The organism is Companilactobacillus metriopterae (assembly GCF_002762335.1).
GTDB classification, from domain to species: Bacteria; Bacillota; Bacilli; order Lactobacillales; family Lactobacillaceae; genus Companilactobacillus; species Companilactobacillus metriopterae.
This window is the reverse complement of record NZ_CP024610.1, coordinates 934,326-955,561: the sequence shown is the minus strand read 5'-3', so window position 1 is coordinate 955,561 and position 21,236 is coordinate 934,326. Positions and strand designations below refer to the sequence as shown.

The window sequence follows — 21,236 nt, the reverse complement described above, 5'->3', positions numbered from 1 at the left end:
CCTAAATGTATTTACTTATATAAATTATTATAGCAAAACTTTATTGGGTAAATTTCTATTTTATGATAAACTAACCAAGAAAGTGAGATGGAAAATATGAGATATGTTGCCGTATTCTTTTGGGCTATAATATTAGGACAAATTGCTGGATTTATCGGTGGTGCACTTAATCAACAAACATACAACTTTAATCAAACAATTTATGTTAGTTTAATTTTTGCCGTTATCTTCACTTTTGTTCCATTGTTATTAAAAGATAAGAAAAGTACAAAATAAAAAGAGACTACTTTAGGTAGCCTCTTTTTATTTTGTCATATAGATATATATTCCACTTGTGGAATAGTTAACATTATAAATTATACCTTTTGATTTCACAGCATCGATGGTAGTTGTATTTCCATCTTGAACATCTTTAAATTCTTTACTTAATTTTTTAAGAACCTTCTGTCCATCGGAACCAACCAGTTGAGATGAGATGGCTAGTTCTTGTGCAAAATTCTTTGCTCCATCTTTACTCTTCAATGTTTTCATAGGTACTTTAATAGAAATTCCCATCAGTGAACCATTTTGAACATTAAATCTATAGGTTAATCCGTCATTGTAATTAACCTTATGTATACCATCTGAAAAAATCAATGGAAGTTGTGAATTCTCACTACCACTTTGAAGTAACATATAGTTATAACTTTGTGCATAGGTAGTGTAATCTGTCATCGGTTTAGCCTTTTTTACAGTTACTGAAGTAGAACTAGTATTACTTCCATCTTTTGCAGTTATTTTTACTGTTTGGTCATTACTTGATACGGGAACAGAAAAAACAAATTTATTAGATGTAACATTAGTAGACTTTGTTTTACCATTTTGAGTATAACTAACTTTGGAATATCCTTTCGCATTTCCTTTAACAACAGCAACAAGACCGTCAGCTGAATACTCATTTTTTGTAGTTGTAATATTTTTACTACTACAACCGGCTAAAAAAAGAAATAAAAATGGAATAAACAATAGATACTTTATTTTATTCTTCATGAATAGATTTCCTCATTAATTTTATAAAAAAAAAAGCCAAGAACATTCTTGACTTTAATTATGCTTCTTTTTTGTCTTCGATAACTTGTTCACCCTTGTACATACCTGATGGTGAAACATGGTGACTTAAACGGTATTCACCAGTTGTAACATCGAATTGCATGTTAGGAGCAGTAAGTTTGATGTGTCCACGTCTTTGACGCTTTTTTTGTTTTGATGTTTTTCTTGCTGGAACTGCCATAAGTAAAAACTCCTTTAAAATATATTATTTAATAATTCTTATTAATTAAAAAACTATAACGTATATATGATACTATCGCGAACCAATAATATCAAGCATATTTGTTATTTTGTTTCGTTATTATTAGTATTACTTTGATTATTCTTAAGTGCATTTGCTATTTGATTGTCATCTGCCATTTTAACTTCAGAAAGTTGCTTTTTTGCACCTTTGTTAAAAGTAACATCTTTTCGTGATGACTTACCCATACTTGCTAGTAGAACAGTAATAACTGATCCCAATAACAAAGTAACTATAATCAAAACAATCAATGGTAACTTGATATGTGTAAATCCAAAACTAATTGTAACTGGTTCAACATTCAAAACTGCAAAGATTACAACTATCAATGTGATAATTAAACCAATAATAAATTTCAATTGATTATTATTTTTTTCTTTCATTGTTAGAAACCCCTATTTTTTATTTCCTAATGAAGATGTTAGAATATCTCCCAACTTAGGAGAAGTCTTATATAAAATAGACACTACATTCATAAAACGTGGTCTATTGATCTCACGCTTATTTCCATTAAAACTTTTTACTATATCTTTTGCAAGTTTATCTGGTTTTAACATCAATAATTGAACACTCTTTTGATAACTTCCATCGTGATCTGCAATTTCAAAGAAATTAGTATCAACAGGTCCTGGATTAACTGTAGTCACCTTAACACCAAGAGGTTTTAATTCCATTCTTAAAGAATCTGAAAATGCTATAACTGCTGCTTTAGTGGCTGAATATGCAGCACTCTTAGGTGTAGGTATCTTACCTGCCATAGATCCCAAGTTAATAATGTGACCTTTATGGTTGTTAATCATTGAACTAGCAATAGATCTTGTTAAATACATCAAACCGAAAACATTCACTTTGAACATAGACTCAATTATAGCCATGTCGTTGTCAACTAACAGTGAAAAATCACCAAATCCAGCTGCGTTTACTAGAATATCTATCGTTTCGTTATTTGATTCCAAATCGTCAACTAATTTATCAATTGAAGAGTAATCACTAACGTCGACAATATAATGTTGATTAAAAGAATTTTCATGCCCTAATCGGCTACATTCATTTTTCACTTCAATTAATCTGTCTTCATTTCTTGCTACTAGAATCAAATTAGCTCCAGCAATTGCGGCATTAATAGCAATTTGTCGTCCAATTCCTGATGACGCTCCTGTAATTAAAACATTCTGTCCAGATAAATTTTTCATATTTTAACCTCAATTAAATGGAATTGTATAAATATCAAAATCCCTCACTAGATGTGTATTAGGGAAAATTGATTTTGCTTCATTTTCAAGTTGCTTGGCACTTTTACCAATAAATCTAGATGAAATATGTGTTAATAATAAACCTTTTACATTATTTGCTCTAGCTACTTCAGCGGCTTGTGTAGATGTGGAATGGAAATAGTTTACTGCCATTCTCTTTTCAGTACTAGAAAAAGTAGATTCATGAACTAAAACATCCGCATCCTTAGCAAGTACATCTATCTCACGAGTATACTTCGTATCTAGAATAAAAGTAACAATTGTGGCAGGTTTTTCTGGACCAATAAAATCATTACCATTAATGACAGTCCCGTCATCTAGAGTAATAGTTTTTCCCGCCTTAAGTTGACCAAATATAGGTCCATTTGGAATATTATATTGTTTTAATTCATCTACTAATAGCTCGCCTACTCGAGGTTTTTCAACTACTCTAAAGCCAAAGCATTCTATTCGATGATTTAATTTACCGGCGTATACTTCATAGGTTTTGTCTTCAAAAATTTTTGTAGTTTCATTGAGCTCAATATATTCAATAGAATAATTTAATTTACTACCTGTAACTTTCAATGATGTTTCTACAAAATCCTCGATACCTTTAGGCCCATATATTTCTACAGTAGACTCTCCACCTTGATTTGCTCTTGTAGATAATAACCCTGGTAATCCAAAAATATGATCTCCATGTAAATGAGAAATAAATATTTTTGTTATTTTCCTTGGACGAATGTTCGTTTTTAAAATTTGATGTTGTGTTGCTTCTCCTACATCAAATAACCAAACTTCATTCCGTTCATCAAGCATTTTTAAAGCAATACTTGATACATTTCTTGATTTGGAAGGCACTCCTGCACCTGTCCCTAAAAACTCTAGTTCCATATATTATCAACCTTACTTTTTATCTAAATCTTTTAAAATTTCCTTAGCAACAAAAGATGTGTAATACATAGAACCATCAGGATTAGGATGAACATTGTCATCATAGAACCAATCTTGATGTCCTTCAGAATAATCATACCAGTCAATAACTGTCAAATTCTTATATTTCTTGTCTGAAGTTGCTAAAACACTATTAACCGTTTTTTCCCACGGTCTTGTAGGAACGTGGACATTGATCCAGAATACTTGACGATTTTTACCAGCAATTTGCATAATTTGATCCACTTGATCGGAAGAAATTGGTCCATTAGTACCTAATCCAATTAGGATATTAGGTGCTAATATTCCCTTATCTTTATAACCATTTAAGATATTAACTGATGCTTCTAATTGACGACTAACAGCTGCATCGATTAAAGCATTTTTACTATTGAATAACTTCATAAAATTATCATAGCCATCAGCCATAACTGAATCTCCAACTCCAGTTAACTGAACATCTTGTAGTCTTTGTAGGTCAAATTGTGTCAAACCATATTTTTCAAATTCTTTATTTACTGGTTTTTCTTTGGCACCTTTTTTGTATTTAGCTATTTCTGCACTTGTTAATTTACTTGTTGAGCTAGGGTTTTTCTTAAAATTCTTTATAGCTTCTTTTTTATCAGAACTAGCTTTCTTTTCATTCTTGTTAATATTATTAGCTAATTGATTATGATTAGCAGCAGGTTTAGGAGCATTGACTGCTTGAACCACACTGACTGATCCCATAACTAAAATTGCAGCAATAACTGTTGCAATAACTTTTTGGTACATCTTTGATACCGTGAAAAATGATTTTACATCTGACCATTTTGCTTTAGCTATAGGCTGTTCAACAAATCTATATAAAAATTCGGATATTAAGACAATAATTATTACTTCAATGATGGGATAAAGTATCGGATGATCCGCAATATTTTTGAATTTAGATTCAAAAAAGATCATAACTGGAAATTGATATAAGTATAATCCGTAACTTCTACTTCCAATATAACTGAATACTCTATTACTTAACACTCTGTTCCACACAGAGTCTGGATGTGCAATAACACCGACAAATATAGTAGTTATTAATGTGAATAAGAACATTCCACCTCTATATAGGAAAGGATCATTATCTTTAATAGAGAAAATCATGTAGATCATACCTGCAAATAAGAAAAGACCTAGTATATTTAATCTATTTCTATCACCCTTTGCAATTCCGGTCCTCAATCGTTCAGCTGGCCAGATCATTGCTAACGCACAACCTAATAAAATACCAAACATTCTTGTATCTGTACCATAATATATTCTACTTGGATCTACTCCTGGTTTAAACTGTATTGCCATCCAAACAGCAGATATCAATGCTAGAGAAATCGTGAAGATAAAAATTTTACCTTTATTCCAACCTAGTCTTAGAAGTAGCAATAAAATTAGTGGCCAAAATATATAAAATTGTCCTTCAATTGAAAGTGTCCACAAATGCGTGAATGGTGATTCATTGTTAGCAAATCTTTCAAAATAAGATTGACCATTTGAAATTTGCCACCAGTTATAGACATTTAAAATATTTGTAATAAATATCTGGTTTAGGTTATATAGTAGATCCTTCAAGAAGAAGAAAATGTATGCTCCTGACCCCAAAATAACAAATATCATTCCCGGGTATATTCGCTTAATCCTCTTCCAATAGAAGTTTCCTAAGTCAAATCCCTTACCACTTTCCTGGTTATTAAAAAAGTGATCAGTTATCAGATATCCTGATATAGTGAAGAAAATTAATACTCCTAAATATCCACCAGAAAAAGAGTTTGGATTTAGATGGTACATAATAACACCAATAACTGCCAGTGTTCTTAATCCATCAAATCCAGTAATATATCGTCTTTTTTGCTTATCCATATCCTTTATGCCCCTAGATAAATTCAAATGTAAAGTCTGAAATAGTTACAGAATCACCTGATTCTGCTCCTGCATCAATAAGTGCGTCATCAATTCCCATACCCTTAAGTTGTCTTGCAAATCGCATAACTCCATCTTGATGATCCAAGTTACTTCTCGCAAAGAGTCTTTCAACTGCTTCACCAGTTATTATAAAGCTATGTTCATCTTCTCTAACAATTTCAAATTTCTTCTCATTAGATTCAAAGTTATACTCTTTAGTCTCATCTTGAACTTCTGTTTCAAAATGAATAGGTGCTGTTTTAGAAAGTACTTCACTTGTGTGGTTCATTAGATCTTTTACACCTTTGTGGCTAATACTTGAAATGGGATAAATATCTACATCAGAATTCAATTTCTTTTTAAACTCTGCTAATCTTTCGTCAGAACCTTCAATGTCCAGTTTTGATGGAACAACTATTTCAGGTCTTGAAAGAATTTTTTCGTCATAATTTCCAAGTTCTTTTCGAATAGAAATATAGTCTTCATAAGGATCACGTCCATTATTAGGATCCATATCAACAAGATGTAGTAATACTCTTGTTCGCTCTACATGTCGTAAAAATTGTATTCCCAATCCGATACCAGTTGAAGCTCCTTCGATAAGTCCTGGCAAATCGGCAATAGCAAAATCTTGACCATTATCTAGTTGTACCATACCTAAATTAGGTGCCAAAGTTGTAAATTGATATTCTGCAATTTTAGGTCTGGCAGATGTCGCTACTGATAATAGAGTTGATTTCCCAACAGATGGGAATCCAACTAACCCAACATCAGCAATAACACGCAATTCCAATTTTATTTCTAACTCTTGACCAGGTTCACCATTTTCAGCAATTTCTGGAGCTCTATTTTTGGAACTGGCAAAATGAATATTTCCTCGTCCACCTGCTCCACCTTTAGCAACTACTAACTCTTGACCATCTTCGACTAAATCACCGATTAGTTTATTAGAGTTGGCGTCAAAAACTGATGTACCAGCAGGAACTGCTATATAAACCGGCTCAGCTTTTCTTCCATACATACCCTTAATTTGACCGTTTTGTCCAGGTTTTGCTTTAAAAATTCTCTTATATCTAAAATCCATTAAGGTATTCATGCCCTCATCGGCTTTCAAAATAACGTCGCCACCACGACCACCATCACCACCAGCAGGACCTCCTAATGGAACATATTTTTCATGTCTAAAAGAAACAGCGCCATCGCCACCTTTTCCCGACTTTACGGTGATTTTCACGTTATCAACAAACATAAATTATCCCCACTTTCCCAATTTATAATCGTTATTAAAGTTTATCATAAAATCACTTGAATTATATGATTTAGCAATTTTATTTTTCAGAAAATTTGAACGGTTTTGAACTTTTTTGACAAAAAGTGGTTGATTTTGATCGAATATAGATTATTATATAAATCAGGAGGTGAATGTAAGTGCTTACCGAAGAGAGATATCAAATTATTTTAGATCAATTAAAAAAACATGGAATTGTTAAAATTAAAGATTTAGTTTCTATAACACATTCATCTACTTCAACTCTTAGAAGAGATATGCAAGATTTGGAAAATCAAAACTTGCTAGTTAGAATTCATGGTGGCGCAAAAGCATTCAATTCTCTTAAATCCGAAGAGGCAGTTTTTCAGAAGGAAAATATTAATGTTGATAAAAAAACATTAATTGGTAAAGCAGCAGCCGAAACTGTACATGACAATGATGTTCTTTTCTTAGATGCCGGGACAACAGTTAAATCTATGATTCCCTTTCTTAGGGATAAAAATGAGATTTTAGTGGTTACAAATAGTATTGATAATGCAATGTTACTTTCAGATAGTAATATCGAAACGTTTGTAATTGGCGGACAATTGAAGATATCGACTCATGCATTAATTGGATCCTCAACGATAAATGAAATAAAAAAATATAATTTTGATAAATCGTTTATCGGTACAAATGGATTCGACATCGACTCTGGCTTTACAACCCCTGACCCTGAGGAATCCTCAATCAAACGGTTGGCAATTCAGAAATCCAAAGAAGCTTACGTATTAGCCGATAACAGCAAATATAAAAAAAGAAGCTTCTGCCAATTTGGAACTATCAATGATTGCTCAATTATATCAAGCGGTTTAAATACAGCTGATATCAATCTAATTAAAAAGGAAACTAATATATTGGAGGCAAATTAATTTGATTTATACAATTACCGCTAATCCCTCAATTGATTATGTATTACAACTAGATCAATTAAAAACTGGAGAAGTGAATCGCTCTACTAATGATGTTAAATTACCTGGAGGTAAAGGAATAAATGTATCTAGAATTTTGAAAGAACTTTCTATTGATACAACTTCTCTAGGTTTTGTTGGTGGAGCTACAGGAGAGATGTTCAAAAATCTTTTAGCAACTCATAACCTAAAAACTTCATTTACAAATGTTAAAGATGATACACGTATCAATGTAAAAATAAACGCAGTTAAGCAAGATATTGAAACTGAGGTTAACGGAACTGGCCCAAGTATATCTTTAGAAGAAAAAGATAGTTTTATGAATCAACTTAGGGTTGTTGGCGATGGAGATGTCATTATAATGGCAGGTAGCCTACCCAAACAATTACCTGACACTTTCTACCTAGATATTGCCAAGACAATTCAAAAACAAGGTGCCGAATTCATAATTGATACAACCGGTCAGGCTTTACTTGATACATTGAGCTCTCACCCTTTGGTGGTTAAACCTAATCATCATGAACTTGCCGAACTATTCGACGTAGAATTCAAAAATGAATCAGAAATCGTTGAATATGCACGTAAATTATTAGACTTAGGTGCTAAACATGTCATGATTTCTATGGCCGGTGATGGTGCTTTATTGGTTAGCAAAGATCATGCATACAAGGCCAACGCACCTAAAGGTACAGTTATCAATTCTGTTGGTGCTGGAGATTCAATGATTGCAGGATTTGTTGGAGCTTTTATGGAAACTGGTGATCCTATCGAAAGTTTCCATATTGGGGCTGCTTGTGGTTCTGCGACTGCATTTAGTCAAGATATAGCTGTTAAAGAAAAAATTGATCAAGTGTACAACGATATAACAATCACAAACATAGATTAGGAGAATGTATTATGGATCTTAAACAATTATTATCCAAAGATGCCATGATCATGGACTTAAAAGCTACTAACAAAGAAGAAGCTATTGATGAAATGATCAACAAGTACTACGAAGTTGGAGTTATCAATGATAAGGAAATTTATAAAGAAGACATTCTAAAAAGAGAAGCACAGTCTAGTACTGGTATTGGCGACGGAATTGCTATGCCACATGCTCGTGACAAAGCTGTACAACGTGCAACTGTTCTTTTTGCAAAGAGTGAAAAAGGTATCGACTATGACTCATTAGACGGTAAACCAGCTTACCTATTCTTTATGATTGCTGCTCCAGATGGAGCTGATAATCTACATCTTCAAGCTCTTGCTAGTCTTTCTTCCCTACTAATTAATCCTACATTAGTAGAAAATCTTAAAAAAGCACAAACTCCGGATGAAGTTCAAAATTTATTTGATTCAGCCATGAAGGATAAAGAAGAAAAAGAACGTTTGGAAGAAGAGAAAGAACAAGCTAAGAAAGATAGTGCTTCTGAGAACAATTCAGACAAACCATATATTGTTGCAGTTACCGCCTGTCCTACTGGTATAGCACATACTTATATGGCAGAGGCAGCTTTGAAAGAAACTGCAGAAAAAATGGGCGTTGATATCAAGGTTGAAACTAATGGATCTGAAGGTGTTAAACACCTACTAACGTCTGATGAAATTAGCCGAGCTGCTGGTGTTATTGTTGCCGCAGATAAAAAAGTTGATATGCCAAGATTTGATGGTAAACATCTAGTAAATAGACCCGTTAGTGATGGTATCAACAAACCTGAAGAATTGATTCAATTAGCTATTGATCAAAAAGCTCCTATTTTTCATTCAGATTCAGCAGCTACTGAGGAAGACAGTGGTGACACTAAATCATTTGGATCAAAAATTTATGCTGATTTAATGAATGGTATTAGTAATATGCTACCTTTCGTTGTTGGTGGTGGTATATTAATGGCTATTTCTTTCTTAGTTGAAAGATTTGTCGGTTCTGAATCACAATGGTTCATCTTCTTTAACAATGTCGGAAATTATGCATTTAGCTTTTTAATCCCTGTTCTTGCTGCTTACATTGCGGTATCAATTGGTGATCGACCTGCATTGCTACCAGGTTTTGTTGGTGGTTATATGGCCAGTCTAGCAGCAGCCTCTGTTGTTAAATCTGATAGCCCTGCCGGATTCCTTGGTGGTTTACTTGCTGGTTTCATCGCTGGTCTTGTAATTGTTTGGCTTAAAAAAGTTCTTAAAGTCTTACCTAACTCACTTGATGGTTTAAAAACTATTTTGATATATCCTGTACTTGGTTTACTAATAACTGGTGCTATCATGTACTTTGCAATTGATCCAGTATTTGCTGTTATAAACAAAGCTATCACAGCATTCCTTAACAATATGGATACAGGTAATGCAATTATTTTAGGTACACTACTTGGAGCTATGATGTCTATCGATATGGGTGGTCCATTTAATAAAGCTGCCTATACATTTGCAATTGGTTCATTTACAGCTACAAACTCTGGTACTTTAATGGCAGCAGTTATGGTTGGTGGTATGGTTCCACCACTAGCAATTGCTATTGCAACTACTTTCTGGAAGAATAAATTTACAGAAAGTGAAAGACAAGCTGGTATTTCCAACTATGTTCTAGGTCTTTCATTCATCACAGAAGGTGCAATTCCATTTGCAGCCGGTGATCCATTACGCGTTATTGTTTCTTGTGTTATTGGTTCAGCTATTGGTGGTGGACTAACTCAACTATGGAAAATCAATGTCCCTGCTCCTCATGGTGGAATTTTCGTATTACCATTAGCAAATCACCCAGCTCTATACTTAGCAGCAGTTGTAATTGGTGCTGTAGTATCTGGTGTTATCTATGGTATATGGAAACCAGCTCTAGCAAAAAAATAAAATAAAAAAATCCTCGAAAATTCGAGGATTTTTTTTATGGTTTTAAAGGGAAAAAGACTGTAAATAATACTATTATTGCTAAGAAAAATATTCCTGAAATTGGTAAAAAAATTGTTCCTAATAACGATACAACATATGTACTATAAATCAAAATTCTTCTCTTAACGTGAGTATTTAATTGCGGATTGATTCGTCCCAAATAATTTGTCATTAATTTAAAAAAGATTGAAGCAATAATATAAACACTTATAAAAACAAATTCTGGCTGCCAGTGATATGGATACTCTACTACCCAAGATAATGTATATGGCAAAAAACTTAATGACAATACCCATAATGCATTTAACCAAAATGAAATTCTGTCTACATTATCTATTTTTGAAATAAATTATGATGGTTTAACCATATTGCTACTATCCCAACAAATGTAATTACATAAACCAAAACCATTCTCCAGTTAGAAAATAGTGCCTCCATTGTAAAACCTTTTGGAGATGGCAATTCTAATACCAGAAGTGTTATAAGAACTGCAATAATTGCATCCGTGAACGCTTCTATACGATTCTTGTTCATAATAAAATTTCTACATCTTTCTATACTTTTTAGATAAATCAGTACTTGCAAGTGTGATTTTCAATGTCTGAGCAGTAGTCTTAGAAATTCCTAAATCTATGAAGTCATCAACACTAGCTTCTTTTATTTTTTTAATAGATCCAAACTTCTTCAGAAGCTTATTTCTTGTTTTGGGACCTACCCCTTGGATTCCATCCAACTGTGATGAAAGTGCTGTCTTGCTTCGTGTTTTACGATGGAATGTTATTGCAAATCTATGAACTTCATCTTGTATTCTTTGCAATAAATAAAATCCTTGGCTTTTTCGATCTAGGTCAACTACTTGACCATTTTCTCCATAAATCAAATGTGATGTATTATGATGATCATCTTTAACCATACCAGCAATAGGAATATCTATCCCTAATTCATTATTAAGAACATCAATAGCAGCTCGTAATTCTATAATTCCACCATCCATTAGGATTAAGTCTGGCAAACTTTTATTTTCTTTAAGCAATCTAGAATACCTTCGATAAATAACCTCTCTGGTATTGGCAGCTTCATCACTACCTTTTTGATGCTCTAATTCACCCTTAATTTTATATTTACGATATTCACTTTTTTCAGGTCTTCCATCTTTGAATACGATCATCGCTGATACCGGATTTGTTCCTTGAATGTGAGAATGATCAAATGATTCAATAATATGACCGTATGGTAGCCCTAAGGCATCAAAGATTTGTTCTTGTGCCCCAAATGTTTGTCTATTATCTAATTCCATTAATCTAAATTTCTCTTGAAGAACTAGCTTAGCATTCTCCCCCGCCATTTCCATAAGATCACGCTTTTGTCCACGCTGAGGTGTTCTAAATGGCACATTTAAAACTTGCGATAGTGTTTCTTTGTCTAGTGATTCAGGTACTAGTATCTCTTTAGGTAACAACTGATTTTTTCTATTATAAAATTGCAAAATATATGTTGATAGCTCTTCCTCAGGTGTATTAATACATGCAAAAGTTTTCTTTTCGCGTTTCATCAGTCTAGCTTGACGTATAAAGAACACTTGAATAGAAATCCAACCTTTTTCAACATAGAAATTAAAAATATCTCGAGGAAGTCCATCATTAGAGATAATTTTTTGTTTTTCAACAGTGGCTTCAATATATTGAATTTGATCGCGATAATCAGCTGCGCGTTCATATTCTCTTTTTTCAGCTGATTCTTTCATTTTATTATTTAAATCACGTTTTATTTCAGCAACATTTCCACCTAAAAAACTCTTTATCTTGTCAATTTGATTATTGTATTCAGATTCAGGTACTTCCTTGAAACAAGCTCCTAAGCATTGTCCCATATGGTAATAAAGACATGGTCGCCCTAAATGACCTTGACATCTTCTTAGAGGATAGGCTTTTTGAAGGAAATTTAATGTGTTTTGAGCTGCATAGACATTAGGATAAGGTCCAAAATAATAACCCTTGTCATTTTTAACTTGGCCAGTTATTTCCATTTTAGGATCGCGCTCGTTAGTAATTTTTATATAAGGATAACCTGTTCCCTTCTTTAATTTGATATTAAAGTAAGGCTGATGTTTTTGAATTAATGTTATTTCTAATAAAAAAGCTTCTTTATCATTTGAAGTAACAATAGTTTCAAAATCTCTGATTTCAGAAACAAGTCTTTCTGTTTTACCTTCATGAGAGCTCTTAAAATAAGACCTAACACGATTTTTCAGGTTTTTTGCCTTTCCAACATATATAATCTTGGAATTAATATCTTTCATCATGTAACAACCCGGTTTATCAGGTAGTAACATTAACTTTTTTTCTAAATATTCAGTCGCCAAGTTATATCTCCTTAAATAAATTTAACTATATTAATTTTAAACATTATTTATATAGTTGCAAGAATTGCGCTTTCTTCCGAAACGTTCTATAATGTAGTTAGTAAATAATATTATACCTCTAGAAAGGGGCTGATACCGATGGGATTAACAGTGAAACGTGAAAGTAATTTTGGTAGTCTATTCGATCAATTTGCTTCTTTGCCAGATGATGTAAAAAAGAACGTTGATAGAGTAAATGAAGCAGATAAAAAATCTTCAAAGAAAGAATCAAAATCCGAAGATAAAGAGTAATATTTAAGAAAATTACTTGTAAAAAGACACTCACAAAGAATGCGAGTGTCTTTTTATTTATACTCTTCTAAAATTGCAGGTATTATCTCACTTAATTGATTATAAGTCCTATCAAATTTATGATCATACCAAGGATCTTCTATAATTTTATCCTCACCTATCATGTTATAGGCAAGTTTAATTTTGTCTATATTACCTGCTGAAGATATCTCTTTCAAATCTTCAATATTTTGATAATCCATACCTATAACCAAGTCTGCACTGTCTATATCTTGTTCAGTAATTTGTTTTGCCTTATGAGAAATAATTGGAATAGATTGTCTTTTTAATTCAGCAATAGCACCTTCATGTGGTGGGTTTCCAATTTCATATGTCGAAGTAGCCCGAGAACTTATATAAAAACTATCTTCTAATCCTCTATTGGCAACCATTTCTTTCATAATCATCTCTGCCATAGGTGATCTACAGATATTTCCTAAACAAACATAAATTATTTTTGTCATATTAGATTAAACCCAGTCTTTTCTTTACTTCTTCTAATTGAGCTTCTAAAAATGGATCTTTTCTGCTGAGAACGTCTAGAGTTTTACGCTCTTCAGCTTGTCTTTTTGGTTCTTTAGAAATATTTTTTCCAGAAGATGATTTTTTAGATTCCTTCATACCATCATCAGTTAATGTTGATTCAAATTTTCGAACCCAAGCTCCCACTTGTTGATAAGAAACAGCATACTTTTCTGCAGCTAATTTACAGTTTCTATCATTTTGAAGTGTATATTTTACAATTTCAATTTGTTCTTTTTCTGAATACTTCATAAAATCTCCTAATTTTTAAGTATTTTAAGTATATCATATGCATTTACGGTATTAATTATTGCAAACATAACTTAACTTCAATTTAAAAATTAGGAATTATTTCGAAAAATATCAATAAATTCTTGTATATAATCTGTCATTTCCATCGTTCTTCTGTATGCAATTGCTATATGAAATTTAGGAATTTCCACGTCAGTTATATCAATAGAGCGAACTCCTTCAATATTATCCAACGCAATTTCTGCTATAAAACTAATTCCTCTATTCTCCTTAACTAAGTTCAATAGTAAATTGTAATCATTTGTAGAATAAATAGTATTTGGCAAAAAATTATATTGTCTTATCATATTTTGAAAAACTTGATTATGAATTGATTGTTCATCTAGTAGAATGAATGTTTCATCCTTTATGTCCGAGATAGATACCTTATCGGACATTTTTTTGTCAAAAGAAGTTATAACTTTAAAATCCTTTATATCAATTTCTTCATATATTAAATCTGGATCATCCGGTTGATTTGTATACCCTAAAAGAGATATATCTACATCACCATTTTTAAGCTTATAAACTAATTCTTTGGATCCATCTTGCACTGAAATGATTCTTGATAAAATACCACTCTCATTTAGAGCAACAAATTTTTTAGGAAATAAGTAATTGGTAATTATTGGTGGCATACCTACTCTAAATTTTTGTGAATTTAACTTTTGCACCTCTTTCTTCGAAATTTCATTCTCTGAAATAATTCTCTGAGCATGTGTCAAAACTTGTAATCCAGATAATGTTAAATAAAATGAATTAGCATAACTCTTCCGCTCAATTAGTTTTGCATTATACTCATCTTCAAGTCTTTTAAGAGAATAAGTTATTGTTGGTTGACTCACATGAAAGTATTTAGCTGTGTCTGAAAAATTTTTAAATTGGTTTAATTTTACAAAGTATTGATAGTCTTTAATATTCATAATTCACCTATAATATTTTTTTATCAATGATACCATATTTGACTATATATTTTATTGAGAACTATTATTATGTCATAAATTAATTGGAGGAACCAAAAATGACATATTCTGGATTGAACTTAATAAATAATCCCTACCTTAACAAAGGTACTGCCTTTACAAAGGAAGAAAGAAAGGAAAATAATATTGAAGGTTTATTGCCTCCATTTGTTCAGACACTAGATCAACAAGTAGAACAGACTTACCTTCAATATCAATCAAAAGTTAACTCTCTAGAAAAAAGAATTTTCCTAATGGAAATTTTTAACGAAAATAGAGTTTTATATTACAAACTATTCAGTCAACACATAAACGAATTTATGCCAATCGTTTATGATCCTACTATTGCTGACACAATTGAAAACTATAGTCGTCTATTCATTGATCCTCAAAATGCTACATACTTATCAATTGACGATCCAGATTCTATGAAACAATCACTTATAAACGGTGCAGATGGACGTAACATCAAGCTTATCGTTGTGACTGATGGTGAAGGAATTCTTGGTATTGGCGACTGGGGCGTTCAAGGTGTTGATATCTCAGTTGGTAAACTTATGGTTTATACCGCAGCAGCTGGTATTGATCCAAGTTCCGTTCTCCCTGTAGTTCTTGATGTAGGAACAAATAACCAATCACTACTTGATGATGATTTATACATAGGTAATCATCACAAACGTGTAACTGGAGAAAAATACTACCAATTTGTTGATCAATTTGTTGAAACTGCGGAAGATCTTTTCCCAAATATGTATCTTCATTTTGAAGATTTTGGAAGAGATAATGCAGCAAACATACTTAACAAATATAAAAATGATATTTTAACCTTTAATGATGATATTCAAGGAACAGGAATTATCACACTTGCTGGTATTCTTGGTGCTCTTAATATCTCAAAACAAAAATTGACAGATCAAATTTATGTATCCTTTGGTGCAGGTACAGCTGGTGCTGGTATTGTAAGAAGAATCTACGATGCAATGGTTGAAGCAGGTCTTTCTGAAGAAGAAGCAAAAAAACACTTCTATCTTGTTGATAGACAAGGTCTTTTATTCTCAGATACTGAAGGATTAACACCTGAACAAGAACCATTTACAAGAGAAAGATCTGAATTTTCAAATGCTGATGAACTTACAACTTTGGAAGCTGTTGTAAAAGAAGTACACCCTACAATTCTAGTAGGAACTTCAACTCAACCTGGTACATTTACTGAAAGTATTATTAAAGAAATGGCAAGTCACACAGAACGACCAATTATTTTCCCACTTTCAAATCCTACTAAGCTTGCTGAAGCTAAAGCTGAAGATTTGCTTGCATGGACTGATGGAAAAGCTCTGATTGCTACAGGGATTCCTGTTGAACCAATTGACTATAAAGGAACAACATATCATATTGGACAAGCTAACAATGCACTTGTCTACCCTGGATTGGGACTAGGCACATTGGCTGTTAATTCCAAATTACTTAGCGAAGGAATGATTAACAAAGCCGCACGTTCACTTGGCGGAATTGTGGATACTACACAACCAGGTGCAGCTGTTCTTCCTCCTGTATCTAAACTAGATGAATTCAGTATGACAGTTGCTACAGGTGTAGCACAAGAAGCTATTAATGAAGAACTTACAGATGCAACAGACGCTAAAAAAGCTGTTGAATCAATAAAATGGGAACCAAAATATTAATATATTAAGAGGGAATAAATTATGGCAGCTTTTATTACATCATTAGAAAGTGTTGCAGAAATTGTTATTGTCATTGCACTTGGTTTTTGGCTAAGAAATTCTGGACGCTTAGCAGATTCATTTAAAGGTAATATCTCATTTATTATTATGAATATTGCCCTACCCGCATCAATTTTTGTTTCAGTTTTAAAGTATTTAACTAGAGATAAATTGGCAAGTCTTTCAGGTGGTTTGATTTTTGCCTTTGCATCTTTTGCATGTAGTTATTTACTAGCTTGGATTTTGACTAAAGTTTTAAAAATTAGACCAGGTCGTCGAGGAACATTTATTAATATGTTTGCCAATGCCAATACTATTTTTATTGGTTTGCCACTTAACATGGCACTATTTGGAACAAAAAGTTTACCCTACTTCCTTGTTTACTATGTTATGAATACTATTTCTACTTGGGCAATCGGAGTTTTCTTTATTTCAAATGATGATCCAACAAAAGAAAAGGGTACAAAACAAGATTTTAACTGGCGAAAATTATTACCAGCTCCACTTGTTGGTTTCTTAGTTTCCTTAGTATTCCTACTACTAGCTATTCCTATTCCAGAATGGATTGATAAAACTTTAGACATGGTTGGTGGTATCGTTACTCCAATGTCACTTATCTATATTGGTATTATTCTGGCAGATGCTGGATTAAAATCAATCAGATTTGATCATGACACAATCTGGGCACTTCTTGGTAGATTTGTATTTGCTCCAGCTATTATGATTGGATTTGTCACTTTAGGTGCTTCAATAGGACATGGATTACCAGCTCTAGAAAGTAGCACTCTAATTATCCAAGCTGCAGCTCCCGGACTAGCTGTTTTACCTATCTTAGTTGGACAGTCACATGGGGATATCGAATATGCAACAAATGTTGTTACAACATCTACAGTTCTATTCGTTGTTGTAGTTCCAATTTTAATGCAAGTTATTAACTTTATTTAAAAATTTGTCATATACTGAAATCAGTATATGACTATTTTTTTACAAAATATTTTTACTTTTATAAAGGAGTTTCTAATGGCACTGAATAACTTAAGTTTTAGAACTAACTATTTGCACACTTATTTCAACTCTGTCGTCATTATTCCTGATGATTATCAGCCTGACTATCCTGTTGTTTGGTTATTGGCTGGATATACAAGTGATGAGACAACATATGTTAGACATGTTAATTTGGAAAAAATTGCTCGTGAATACAAATGCGCGATAATAATGCCCGAAACAAGAAATGCATTTTATACAGATTCAGATTTCATTCCTTACTACTCATTTTTTATTAATGAATATATGAAAAGAATTCAAAATATTTTCCCGATATCTAAAGATAGAGAAAACAATTATATTGTTGGTTCTAGCATGGGTGGTTATGGTGCTCTGAAGATCGCATTTAAAAATAGCACTCTATTTTCAAAAGTTGTTGGACTCTCACCTATCGCCGATATTTTAAAATTTAGAAATAATCCTAAATGTCCAATGCCGAAAGAAGCTTTCGATAATATATTCAAAACAAATAATAAAATTAAAGAAAATCAATTAATTAATATTTTCGATGAATATAAACCTGACATTGATATCTTAACCATCTGTGGTGATCAAGATTTTATGTACGAAGATAATGTTGAATTAGCAAATTTCCTTAAAAAGAAAACTTCCAAATATAGTTGGAAAGAAGTAACTGGTGATCATTCTTGGGAAACTTGGAGCTCAAATATCGATTATGTTTTTGACTGGATTTTTAACAAATAAAAAAAGAGTACCAGTTAATTAACTGATACTCTTTTTTATTACCAAACGAAAAGTCCTACAAATGCTGCTGATAGCAATGAAACTAATACACCTGAAAGTAACATGTATCCAACATTTTTAGAAATTAAATCATTCTTTTCACGATCAACAATACCCTTAAAACATCCAATAATCATACCGACTGTTGAGAAGTTGGCAAATGATGTAATGAATACTGTAAGTACTGCTTTAAAGTGAGGAGCAAAACTATTGATACTACCTGTAACCTTACCCATAACAACAAATTCGTTAGTTACAAGCTTTGTTCCCATGTATTGAGCCATTTGGAATGAGTCATGACTATTAAGTCCCAATAGCCAAGCAAATGGATACATAATAACACCAAGAATATGTTCTAGTGTCAACCAAGGGTTAGCTAGTTGAAGAACTTTATCAATAAGAGCAGCTAAGGCAACGAATGCAATAACGTTAGCTGTAATGATAAGAATTAATCTACCAGCTCCTAAGATAGAATCTCCAAGGAATGAGAAGAATGGTTCTTTCTTTCCTTCCCCTTGTCCCTTGATTTTTGCAATTGTATCCTCTTCAGCTGGAACATCAACTGGGTTAAGCATACTTGTAACGATAATAGCATTGATAATATTAATTGGAATAGCTGTCAAAATATACTGACCTGGCATCATTTGTATATAAGCTCCAATAATTGAAGCAGTAACACAACTCATCGACATCATTGCAAGAGTCAAGTTTCTCTTTGCACTCATCTCTTTTAGTTGGATACTTGAAACAGCTAAAGCCTCAGTATTTCCTAAGAACATCATCTCAACAGCAAAGAATGATTCAAACTTAGGTTGTCCTGTAATAAATGAAAGTCCCTTACCGATCCATTTGATAATGAATGGTAAAACTCCAATATAAGTTAAAATATCGAACAAAGGAACAATCATTAGGATGGGTAGCAATGCACTGGTAACAAAATCCATTTGTTTTACATGAACCCAACTTGGAAGTGCAAATGCGATACCAGTATATGAAACTTGGACCAACCAGTCAAAACCAGTTGCGGCACCAGATATGATATCACGACCTGCTTGTGAACCTGTCAAAAACCAAGCCAGTAGCAAGTTTACAACAACCATAATTCCTATAGATTTCCAGTGGATAGATTTTTTATCCTTGGAAAACATAAATCCTATAGCTAAGAAAACAACCAAACCTATAATGTTAGTTATTAAATACATTATTCTCCCTATTCCCTTCACAAATATACAATTTTCGTAACAATTAAATAATATCATTTGGTTTTGATATTTTAAAATTTAATTTACTGACTTTTTCTGTTTAAAATTCCCAATGTTGGGAATTTAGTAGTAAATATAAGAAATTAGTTTGTGAAATATAAAATAAAAATTCTGTATTTCCTATTAAGTTTAAATTACGCAAAAATAAAAAAGAATCTAATAAAAGATTAGATTCTTTAGACAATAATTTTCTTTATATCATTTAGAAGATTAGGATAAGACACATCGATAACTTCAATGTTTTTAATCTGTAGAGATTGATCAATCAAATTAGCAGCTACTATCAACATCATCGCTATTCTATGATCGTAATGGCTATCTAGAATACCTTTTACAGTAATTTTTTGATTACCTTTTATGATAACTTTATCACCGTCATTTTTTATCTTAATGTTTAATTTTTCAAGTTCTTCTTTCATAACTTTTAATCGCTCATGTATTTGAACCATGGCATCACTAATATCTTCTATAACTGTATCCCCATCAGCTTGAGATGCCATCAAAACAATTAGGGGTAACTCATCAATAATAAGTGGCAAAATTTTCCCAGGGATAACCGTTCCACTTAGTTTTTGACTTTTTACAATTAAATCTCCATAAGGTTCAACTTTGTCTACAGATAAATTTTCCAATTCATATGTTCCGTTCATACTTTCAAGAACAGTAAGCAATCCAGTTCTTGTGCTATTAAGACAAATATTTTTTACTTTAATTTCGCTATCTTTAGATAAAATAGCGCAAACAATATAAATTGCTGCTGAAGAAAAATCACCAGGTATGAATATGTCTTTTCCTTGTAAATTTTGTTCAAGAGGATTAATAGTTATCAAATCAGGTGTTGTTTTTATATCCGCACCAAAATAATTAGCTAAATTCTCTGTATGATTTCTAGTTACATATTTTCTATGGATTCTTGTAGGACTATTTCCATATATTCCAGATAAAACTAAGCTACTTTTTACCTGTGCATTGGATATATCTTGAGTGTAATCAATTCCTTTTAGGGAATCAGTTCCTGTTATTTCAACAGGTAACTTGCTCTGTCCCAAGTAATTTACTTTTAAACCCATTTTTTGCAAAGGATCTAAGACATCATCTCTTAACCTATTTTCTAAAAAAGCTCCACCAGTAACTGTATAAGGATTATCAATGGATGCTAGGAATCCATATAGTAATCCTTGTAGTTCCCCTACATTACGAACATTAAGTGGCTTATCAATTGGTGAAAATCGATGATTAGTACCTTTTATTATTAAATCTTTAGAAAATGGTTCAAAATTTATTTTTGCACCTAAAGATTTAAAAACATCTATAGTGGTTAAAAGATCATCGGAGATTGTAAAATTAGTAATTTGAGTTACACCTTTGGCCTGTGAACCGAACATTATTGCGCGGTGTGAAATACTTTTATCACCTGGAAGTGTAACTTCGCCTACTAATCTGTACCTCTGTGATGGTGTATTATAACTAAACACAATAAGTTCTCCTT

22 protein-coding genes are annotated in these 21,236 nt (G+C 32.3%); 8 read left to right on the top strand and 14 right to left on the bottom strand.

Going from position 1 to position 21,236, the window contains the following annotated elements:
• Positions 1 to 96: 96 nt before the first annotated feature.
• Positions 97 to 276, top strand: a complete 180-nt coding sequence (locus CS873_RS04690; RefSeq protein ID WP_099974718.1) for a YjzD family protein — start codon at positions 97 to 99, stop codon at positions 274 to 276.
• 27 nt (positions 277 to 303) lie between these two features.
• Here CS873_RS04690 and CS873_RS04685 read toward each other — a convergent pair whose 3' ends face one another.
• From CS873_RS04685 to obgE, 7 genes are all read right to left on the bottom strand, one after another.
• On the bottom strand, positions 304 to 1,029 hold the full coding sequence (locus CS873_RS04685) for a hypothetical protein (RefSeq protein ID WP_099974717.1): 726 nt from the start codon (positions 1,027 to 1,029) through the stop codon (positions 304 to 306).
• A 58-nt stretch (positions 1,030 to 1,087) separates the two neighbouring features.
• The gene (gene rpmF, locus CS873_RS04680; RefSeq protein ID WP_099974716.1) at positions 1,088 to 1,270 is read right to left on the bottom strand and encodes a 50S ribosomal protein L32; all 183 of its coding nucleotides are present in this window, start codon (positions 1,268 to 1,270) and stop codon (positions 1,088 to 1,090) included.
• Between the two features lie 104 nt (positions 1,271 to 1,374).
• Positions 1,375 to 1,713, bottom strand: coding sequence for a LapA family protein (locus tag CS873_RS04675; protein ID WP_099974715.1), 339 nt, complete (start codon positions 1,711 to 1,713; stop codon positions 1,375 to 1,377).
• A gap of 12 nt (positions 1,714 to 1,725) precedes the next feature.
• Positions 1,726 to 2,523 (bottom strand): SDR family NAD(P)-dependent oxidoreductase, encoded by a 798-nt coding sequence (locus CS873_RS04670; protein WP_099974714.1) that lies wholly within the window; start codon positions 2,521 to 2,523, stop codon positions 1,726 to 1,728.
• A gap of 9 nt (positions 2,524 to 2,532) precedes the next feature.
• On the bottom strand, positions 2,533 to 3,459 hold the full coding sequence (gene rnz / locus CS873_RS04665) for a ribonuclease Z (RefSeq protein WP_099974713.1): 927 nt from the start codon (positions 3,457 to 3,459) through the stop codon (positions 2,533 to 2,535).
• 12 nt (positions 3,460 to 3,471) lie between these two features.
• Entirely contained in the window at positions 3,472 to 5,385 is a 1,914-nt protein-coding gene (locus CS873_RS04660) for an acyltransferase family protein (RefSeq protein ID WP_099974712.1), read from the bottom strand.
• Between the two features lie 13 nt (positions 5,386 to 5,398).
• Positions 5,399 to 6,676 carry a GTPase ObgE gene (obgE, locus tag CS873_RS04655; protein WP_099974711.1) on the bottom strand — a complete coding sequence of 426 codons (1,278 nt, stop codon included), beginning with the start codon at positions 6,674 to 6,676 and terminating at the stop codon, positions 5,399 to 5,401.
• Between the two features lie 179 nt (positions 6,677 to 6,855).
• On the opposite strand from obgE, the gene CS873_RS04650 reads away from it, so the two are divergent.
• Genes CS873_RS04650 through CS873_RS04640 form a run of 3 tightly spaced genes read left to right on the top strand, consistent with a single transcriptional unit; the run spans position 6,856 to position 10,470 of the window.
• Entirely contained in the window at positions 6,856 to 7,608 is a 753-nt protein-coding gene (locus tag CS873_RS04650; protein ID WP_099974710.1) for a DeoR/GlpR family DNA-binding transcription regulator, read from the top strand.
• A gap of 1 nt (position 7,609) precedes the next feature.
• Entirely contained in the window at positions 7,610 to 8,533 is a 924-nt protein-coding gene (gene pfkB, locus CS873_RS04645) for a 1-phosphofructokinase (RefSeq protein ID WP_099974709.1), read from the top strand.
• 11 nt (positions 8,534 to 8,544) lie between these two features.
• The gene (locus CS873_RS04640; protein ID WP_099974708.1) at positions 8,545 to 10,470 is read left to right on the top strand and encodes a PTS fructose transporter subunit IIABC; all 1,926 of its coding nucleotides are present in this window, start codon (positions 8,545 to 8,547) and stop codon (positions 10,468 to 10,470) included.
• 372 nt (positions 10,471 to 10,842) lie between these two features.
• On the opposite strand, the gene CS873_RS04635 is transcribed toward CS873_RS04640, so the two are convergent.
• Both CS873_RS04635 and uvrC read right to left on the bottom strand, forming a co-directional pair.
• Positions 10,843 to 11,043, bottom strand: coding sequence for a TMEM175 family protein (locus CS873_RS04635; RefSeq protein ID WP_099974707.1), 201 nt, complete (start codon positions 11,041 to 11,043; stop codon positions 10,843 to 10,845).
• A gap of 10 nt (positions 11,044 to 11,053) precedes the next feature.
• The gene (gene uvrC, locus CS873_RS04630) at positions 11,054 to 12,871 is read right to left on the bottom strand and encodes an excinuclease ABC subunit UvrC (protein WP_099974706.1); all 1,818 of its coding nucleotides are present in this window, start codon (positions 12,869 to 12,871) and stop codon (positions 11,054 to 11,056) included.
• Between the two features lie 138 nt (positions 12,872 to 13,009).
• Here uvrC and CS873_RS08125 point away from each other — a divergent pair, with 138 nt between their 5' ends.
• On the top strand, positions 13,010 to 13,162 hold the full coding sequence (locus CS873_RS08125; protein WP_169922452.1) for an SPJ_0845 family protein: 153 nt from the start codon (positions 13,010 to 13,012) through the stop codon (positions 13,160 to 13,162).
• A 53-nt stretch (positions 13,163 to 13,215) separates the two neighbouring features.
• Here the strand turns inward: CS873_RS08125 and CS873_RS04625 are convergent, their stop codons facing one another.
• From CS873_RS04625 to CS873_RS04615, 3 genes are all read right to left on the bottom strand, one after another.
• Positions 13,216 to 13,665: a low molecular weight protein-tyrosine-phosphatase gene (locus tag CS873_RS04625; RefSeq protein WP_099974705.1), complete on the bottom strand. Its 450-nt coding sequence runs from the start codon at positions 13,663 to 13,665 to the stop codon at positions 13,216 to 13,218.
• Position 13,666: 1 nt separating this feature from the next.
• Positions 13,667 to 13,975, bottom strand: coding sequence for a helix-turn-helix domain-containing protein (locus tag CS873_RS04620; protein ID WP_099974704.1), 309 nt, complete (start codon positions 13,973 to 13,975; stop codon positions 13,667 to 13,669).
• Between the two features lie 89 nt (positions 13,976 to 14,064).
• Positions 14,065 to 14,937 (bottom strand): LysR family transcriptional regulator, encoded by an 873-nt coding sequence (locus CS873_RS04615; protein WP_099974703.1) that lies wholly within the window; start codon positions 14,935 to 14,937, stop codon positions 14,065 to 14,067.
• 98 nt (positions 14,938 to 15,035) lie between these two features.
• On the opposite strand from CS873_RS04615, the gene CS873_RS04610 reads away from it, so the two are divergent.
• From CS873_RS04610 to CS873_RS04600, 3 genes are all read left to right on the top strand, one after another.
• Entirely contained in the window at positions 15,036 to 16,658 is a 1,623-nt protein-coding gene (locus CS873_RS04610; RefSeq protein ID WP_099974702.1) for a malolactic enzyme, read from the top strand.
• A 21-nt stretch (positions 16,659 to 16,679) separates the two neighbouring features.
• Positions 16,680 to 17,642 carry an AEC family transporter gene (locus CS873_RS04605; protein WP_099974701.1) on the top strand — a complete coding sequence of 321 codons (963 nt, stop codon included), beginning with the start codon at positions 16,680 to 16,682 and terminating at the stop codon, positions 17,640 to 17,642.
• Between the two features lie 75 nt (positions 17,643 to 17,717).
• Positions 17,718 to 18,446, top strand: coding sequence for an alpha/beta hydrolase (locus tag CS873_RS04600; RefSeq protein WP_099974700.1), 729 nt, complete (start codon positions 17,718 to 17,720; stop codon positions 18,444 to 18,446).
• Between the two features lie 38 nt (positions 18,447 to 18,484).
• Here CS873_RS04600 and CS873_RS04595 read toward each other — a convergent pair whose 3' ends face one another.
• Positions 18,485 to 19,687: a NupC/NupG family nucleoside CNT transporter gene (locus CS873_RS04595; RefSeq protein ID WP_099974699.1), complete on the bottom strand. Its 1,203-nt coding sequence runs from the start codon at positions 19,685 to 19,687 to the stop codon at positions 18,485 to 18,487.
• A 236-nt stretch (positions 19,688 to 19,923) separates the two neighbouring features.
• The gene (locus CS873_RS04590; RefSeq protein ID WP_169922451.1) at positions 19,924 to 21,222 is read right to left on the bottom strand and encodes a 3-phosphoshikimate 1-carboxyvinyltransferase; all 1,299 of its coding nucleotides are present in this window, start codon (positions 21,220 to 21,222) and stop codon (positions 19,924 to 19,926) included.
• Between the last annotated feature and the right edge of the window lie 14 nt (positions 21,223 to 21,236).

Coding starts and splice junctions, on each gene's coding strand:
- CS873_RS04660 (WP_099974712.1), bottom strand. CDS start 5,385: ATGGATAAGCAAAAAAGACGATATATTACTGGATTTGATGGATTAAGA.
- obgE (WP_099974711.1), bottom strand. CDS start 6,676: ATGTTTGTTGATAACGTGAAAATCACCGTAAAGTCGGGAAAAGGTGGC.
- CS873_RS04635 (WP_099974707.1), bottom strand. CDS start 11,043: ATGAACAAGAATCGTATAGAAGCGTTCACGGATGCAATTATTGCAGTT.
- CS873_RS04625 (WP_099974705.1), bottom strand. CDS start 13,665: ATGACAAAAATAATTTATGTTTGTTTAGGAAATATCTGTAGATCACCT.
- rnz (WP_099974713.1), bottom strand. CDS start 3,459: ATGGAACTAGAGTTTTTAGGGACAGGTGCAGGAGTGCCTTCCAAATCA.
- CS873_RS04610 (WP_099974702.1), top strand. CDS start 15,036: ATGACATATTCTGGATTGAACTTAATAAATAATCCCTACCTTAACAAA.
- CS873_RS04605 (WP_099974701.1), top strand. CDS start 16,680: ATGGCAGCTTTTATTACATCATTAGAAAGTGTTGCAGAAATTGTTATT.
- CS873_RS04595 (WP_099974699.1), bottom strand. CDS start 19,687: ATGTATTTAATAACTAACATTATAGGTTTGGTTGTTTTCTTAGCTATA.
- CS873_RS08125 (WP_169922452.1), top strand. CDS start 13,010: ATGGGATTAACAGTGAAACGTGAAAGTAATTTTGGTAGTCTATTCGAT.
- CS873_RS04620 (WP_099974704.1), bottom strand. CDS start 13,975: ATGAAGTATTCAGAAAAAGAACAAATTGAAATTGTAAAATATACACTT.
- CS873_RS04640 (WP_099974708.1), top strand. CDS start 8,545: ATGGATCTTAAACAATTATTATCCAAAGATGCCATGATCATGGACTTA.
- CS873_RS04670 (WP_099974714.1), bottom strand. CDS start 2,523: ATGAAAAATTTATCTGGACAGAATGTTTTAATTACAGGAGCGTCATCA.
- CS873_RS04690 (WP_099974718.1), top strand. CDS start 97: ATGAGATATGTTGCCGTATTCTTTTGGGCTATAATATTAGGACAAATT.
- rpmF (WP_099974716.1), bottom strand. CDS start 1,270: ATGGCAGTTCCAGCAAGAAAAACATCAAAACAAAAAAAGCGTCAAAGA.
- CS873_RS04675 (WP_099974715.1), bottom strand. CDS start 1,713: ATGAAAGAAAAAAATAATAATCAATTGAAATTTATTATTGGTTTAATT.
- CS873_RS04685 (WP_099974717.1), bottom strand. CDS start 1,029: ATGAAGAATAAAATAAAGTATCTATTGTTTATTCCATTTTTATTTCTT.
- CS873_RS04615 (WP_099974703.1), bottom strand. CDS start 14,937: ATGAATATTAAAGACTATCAATACTTTGTAAAATTAAACCAATTTAAA.
- CS873_RS04600 (WP_099974700.1), top strand. CDS start 17,718: ATGGCACTGAATAACTTAAGTTTTAGAACTAACTATTTGCACACTTAT.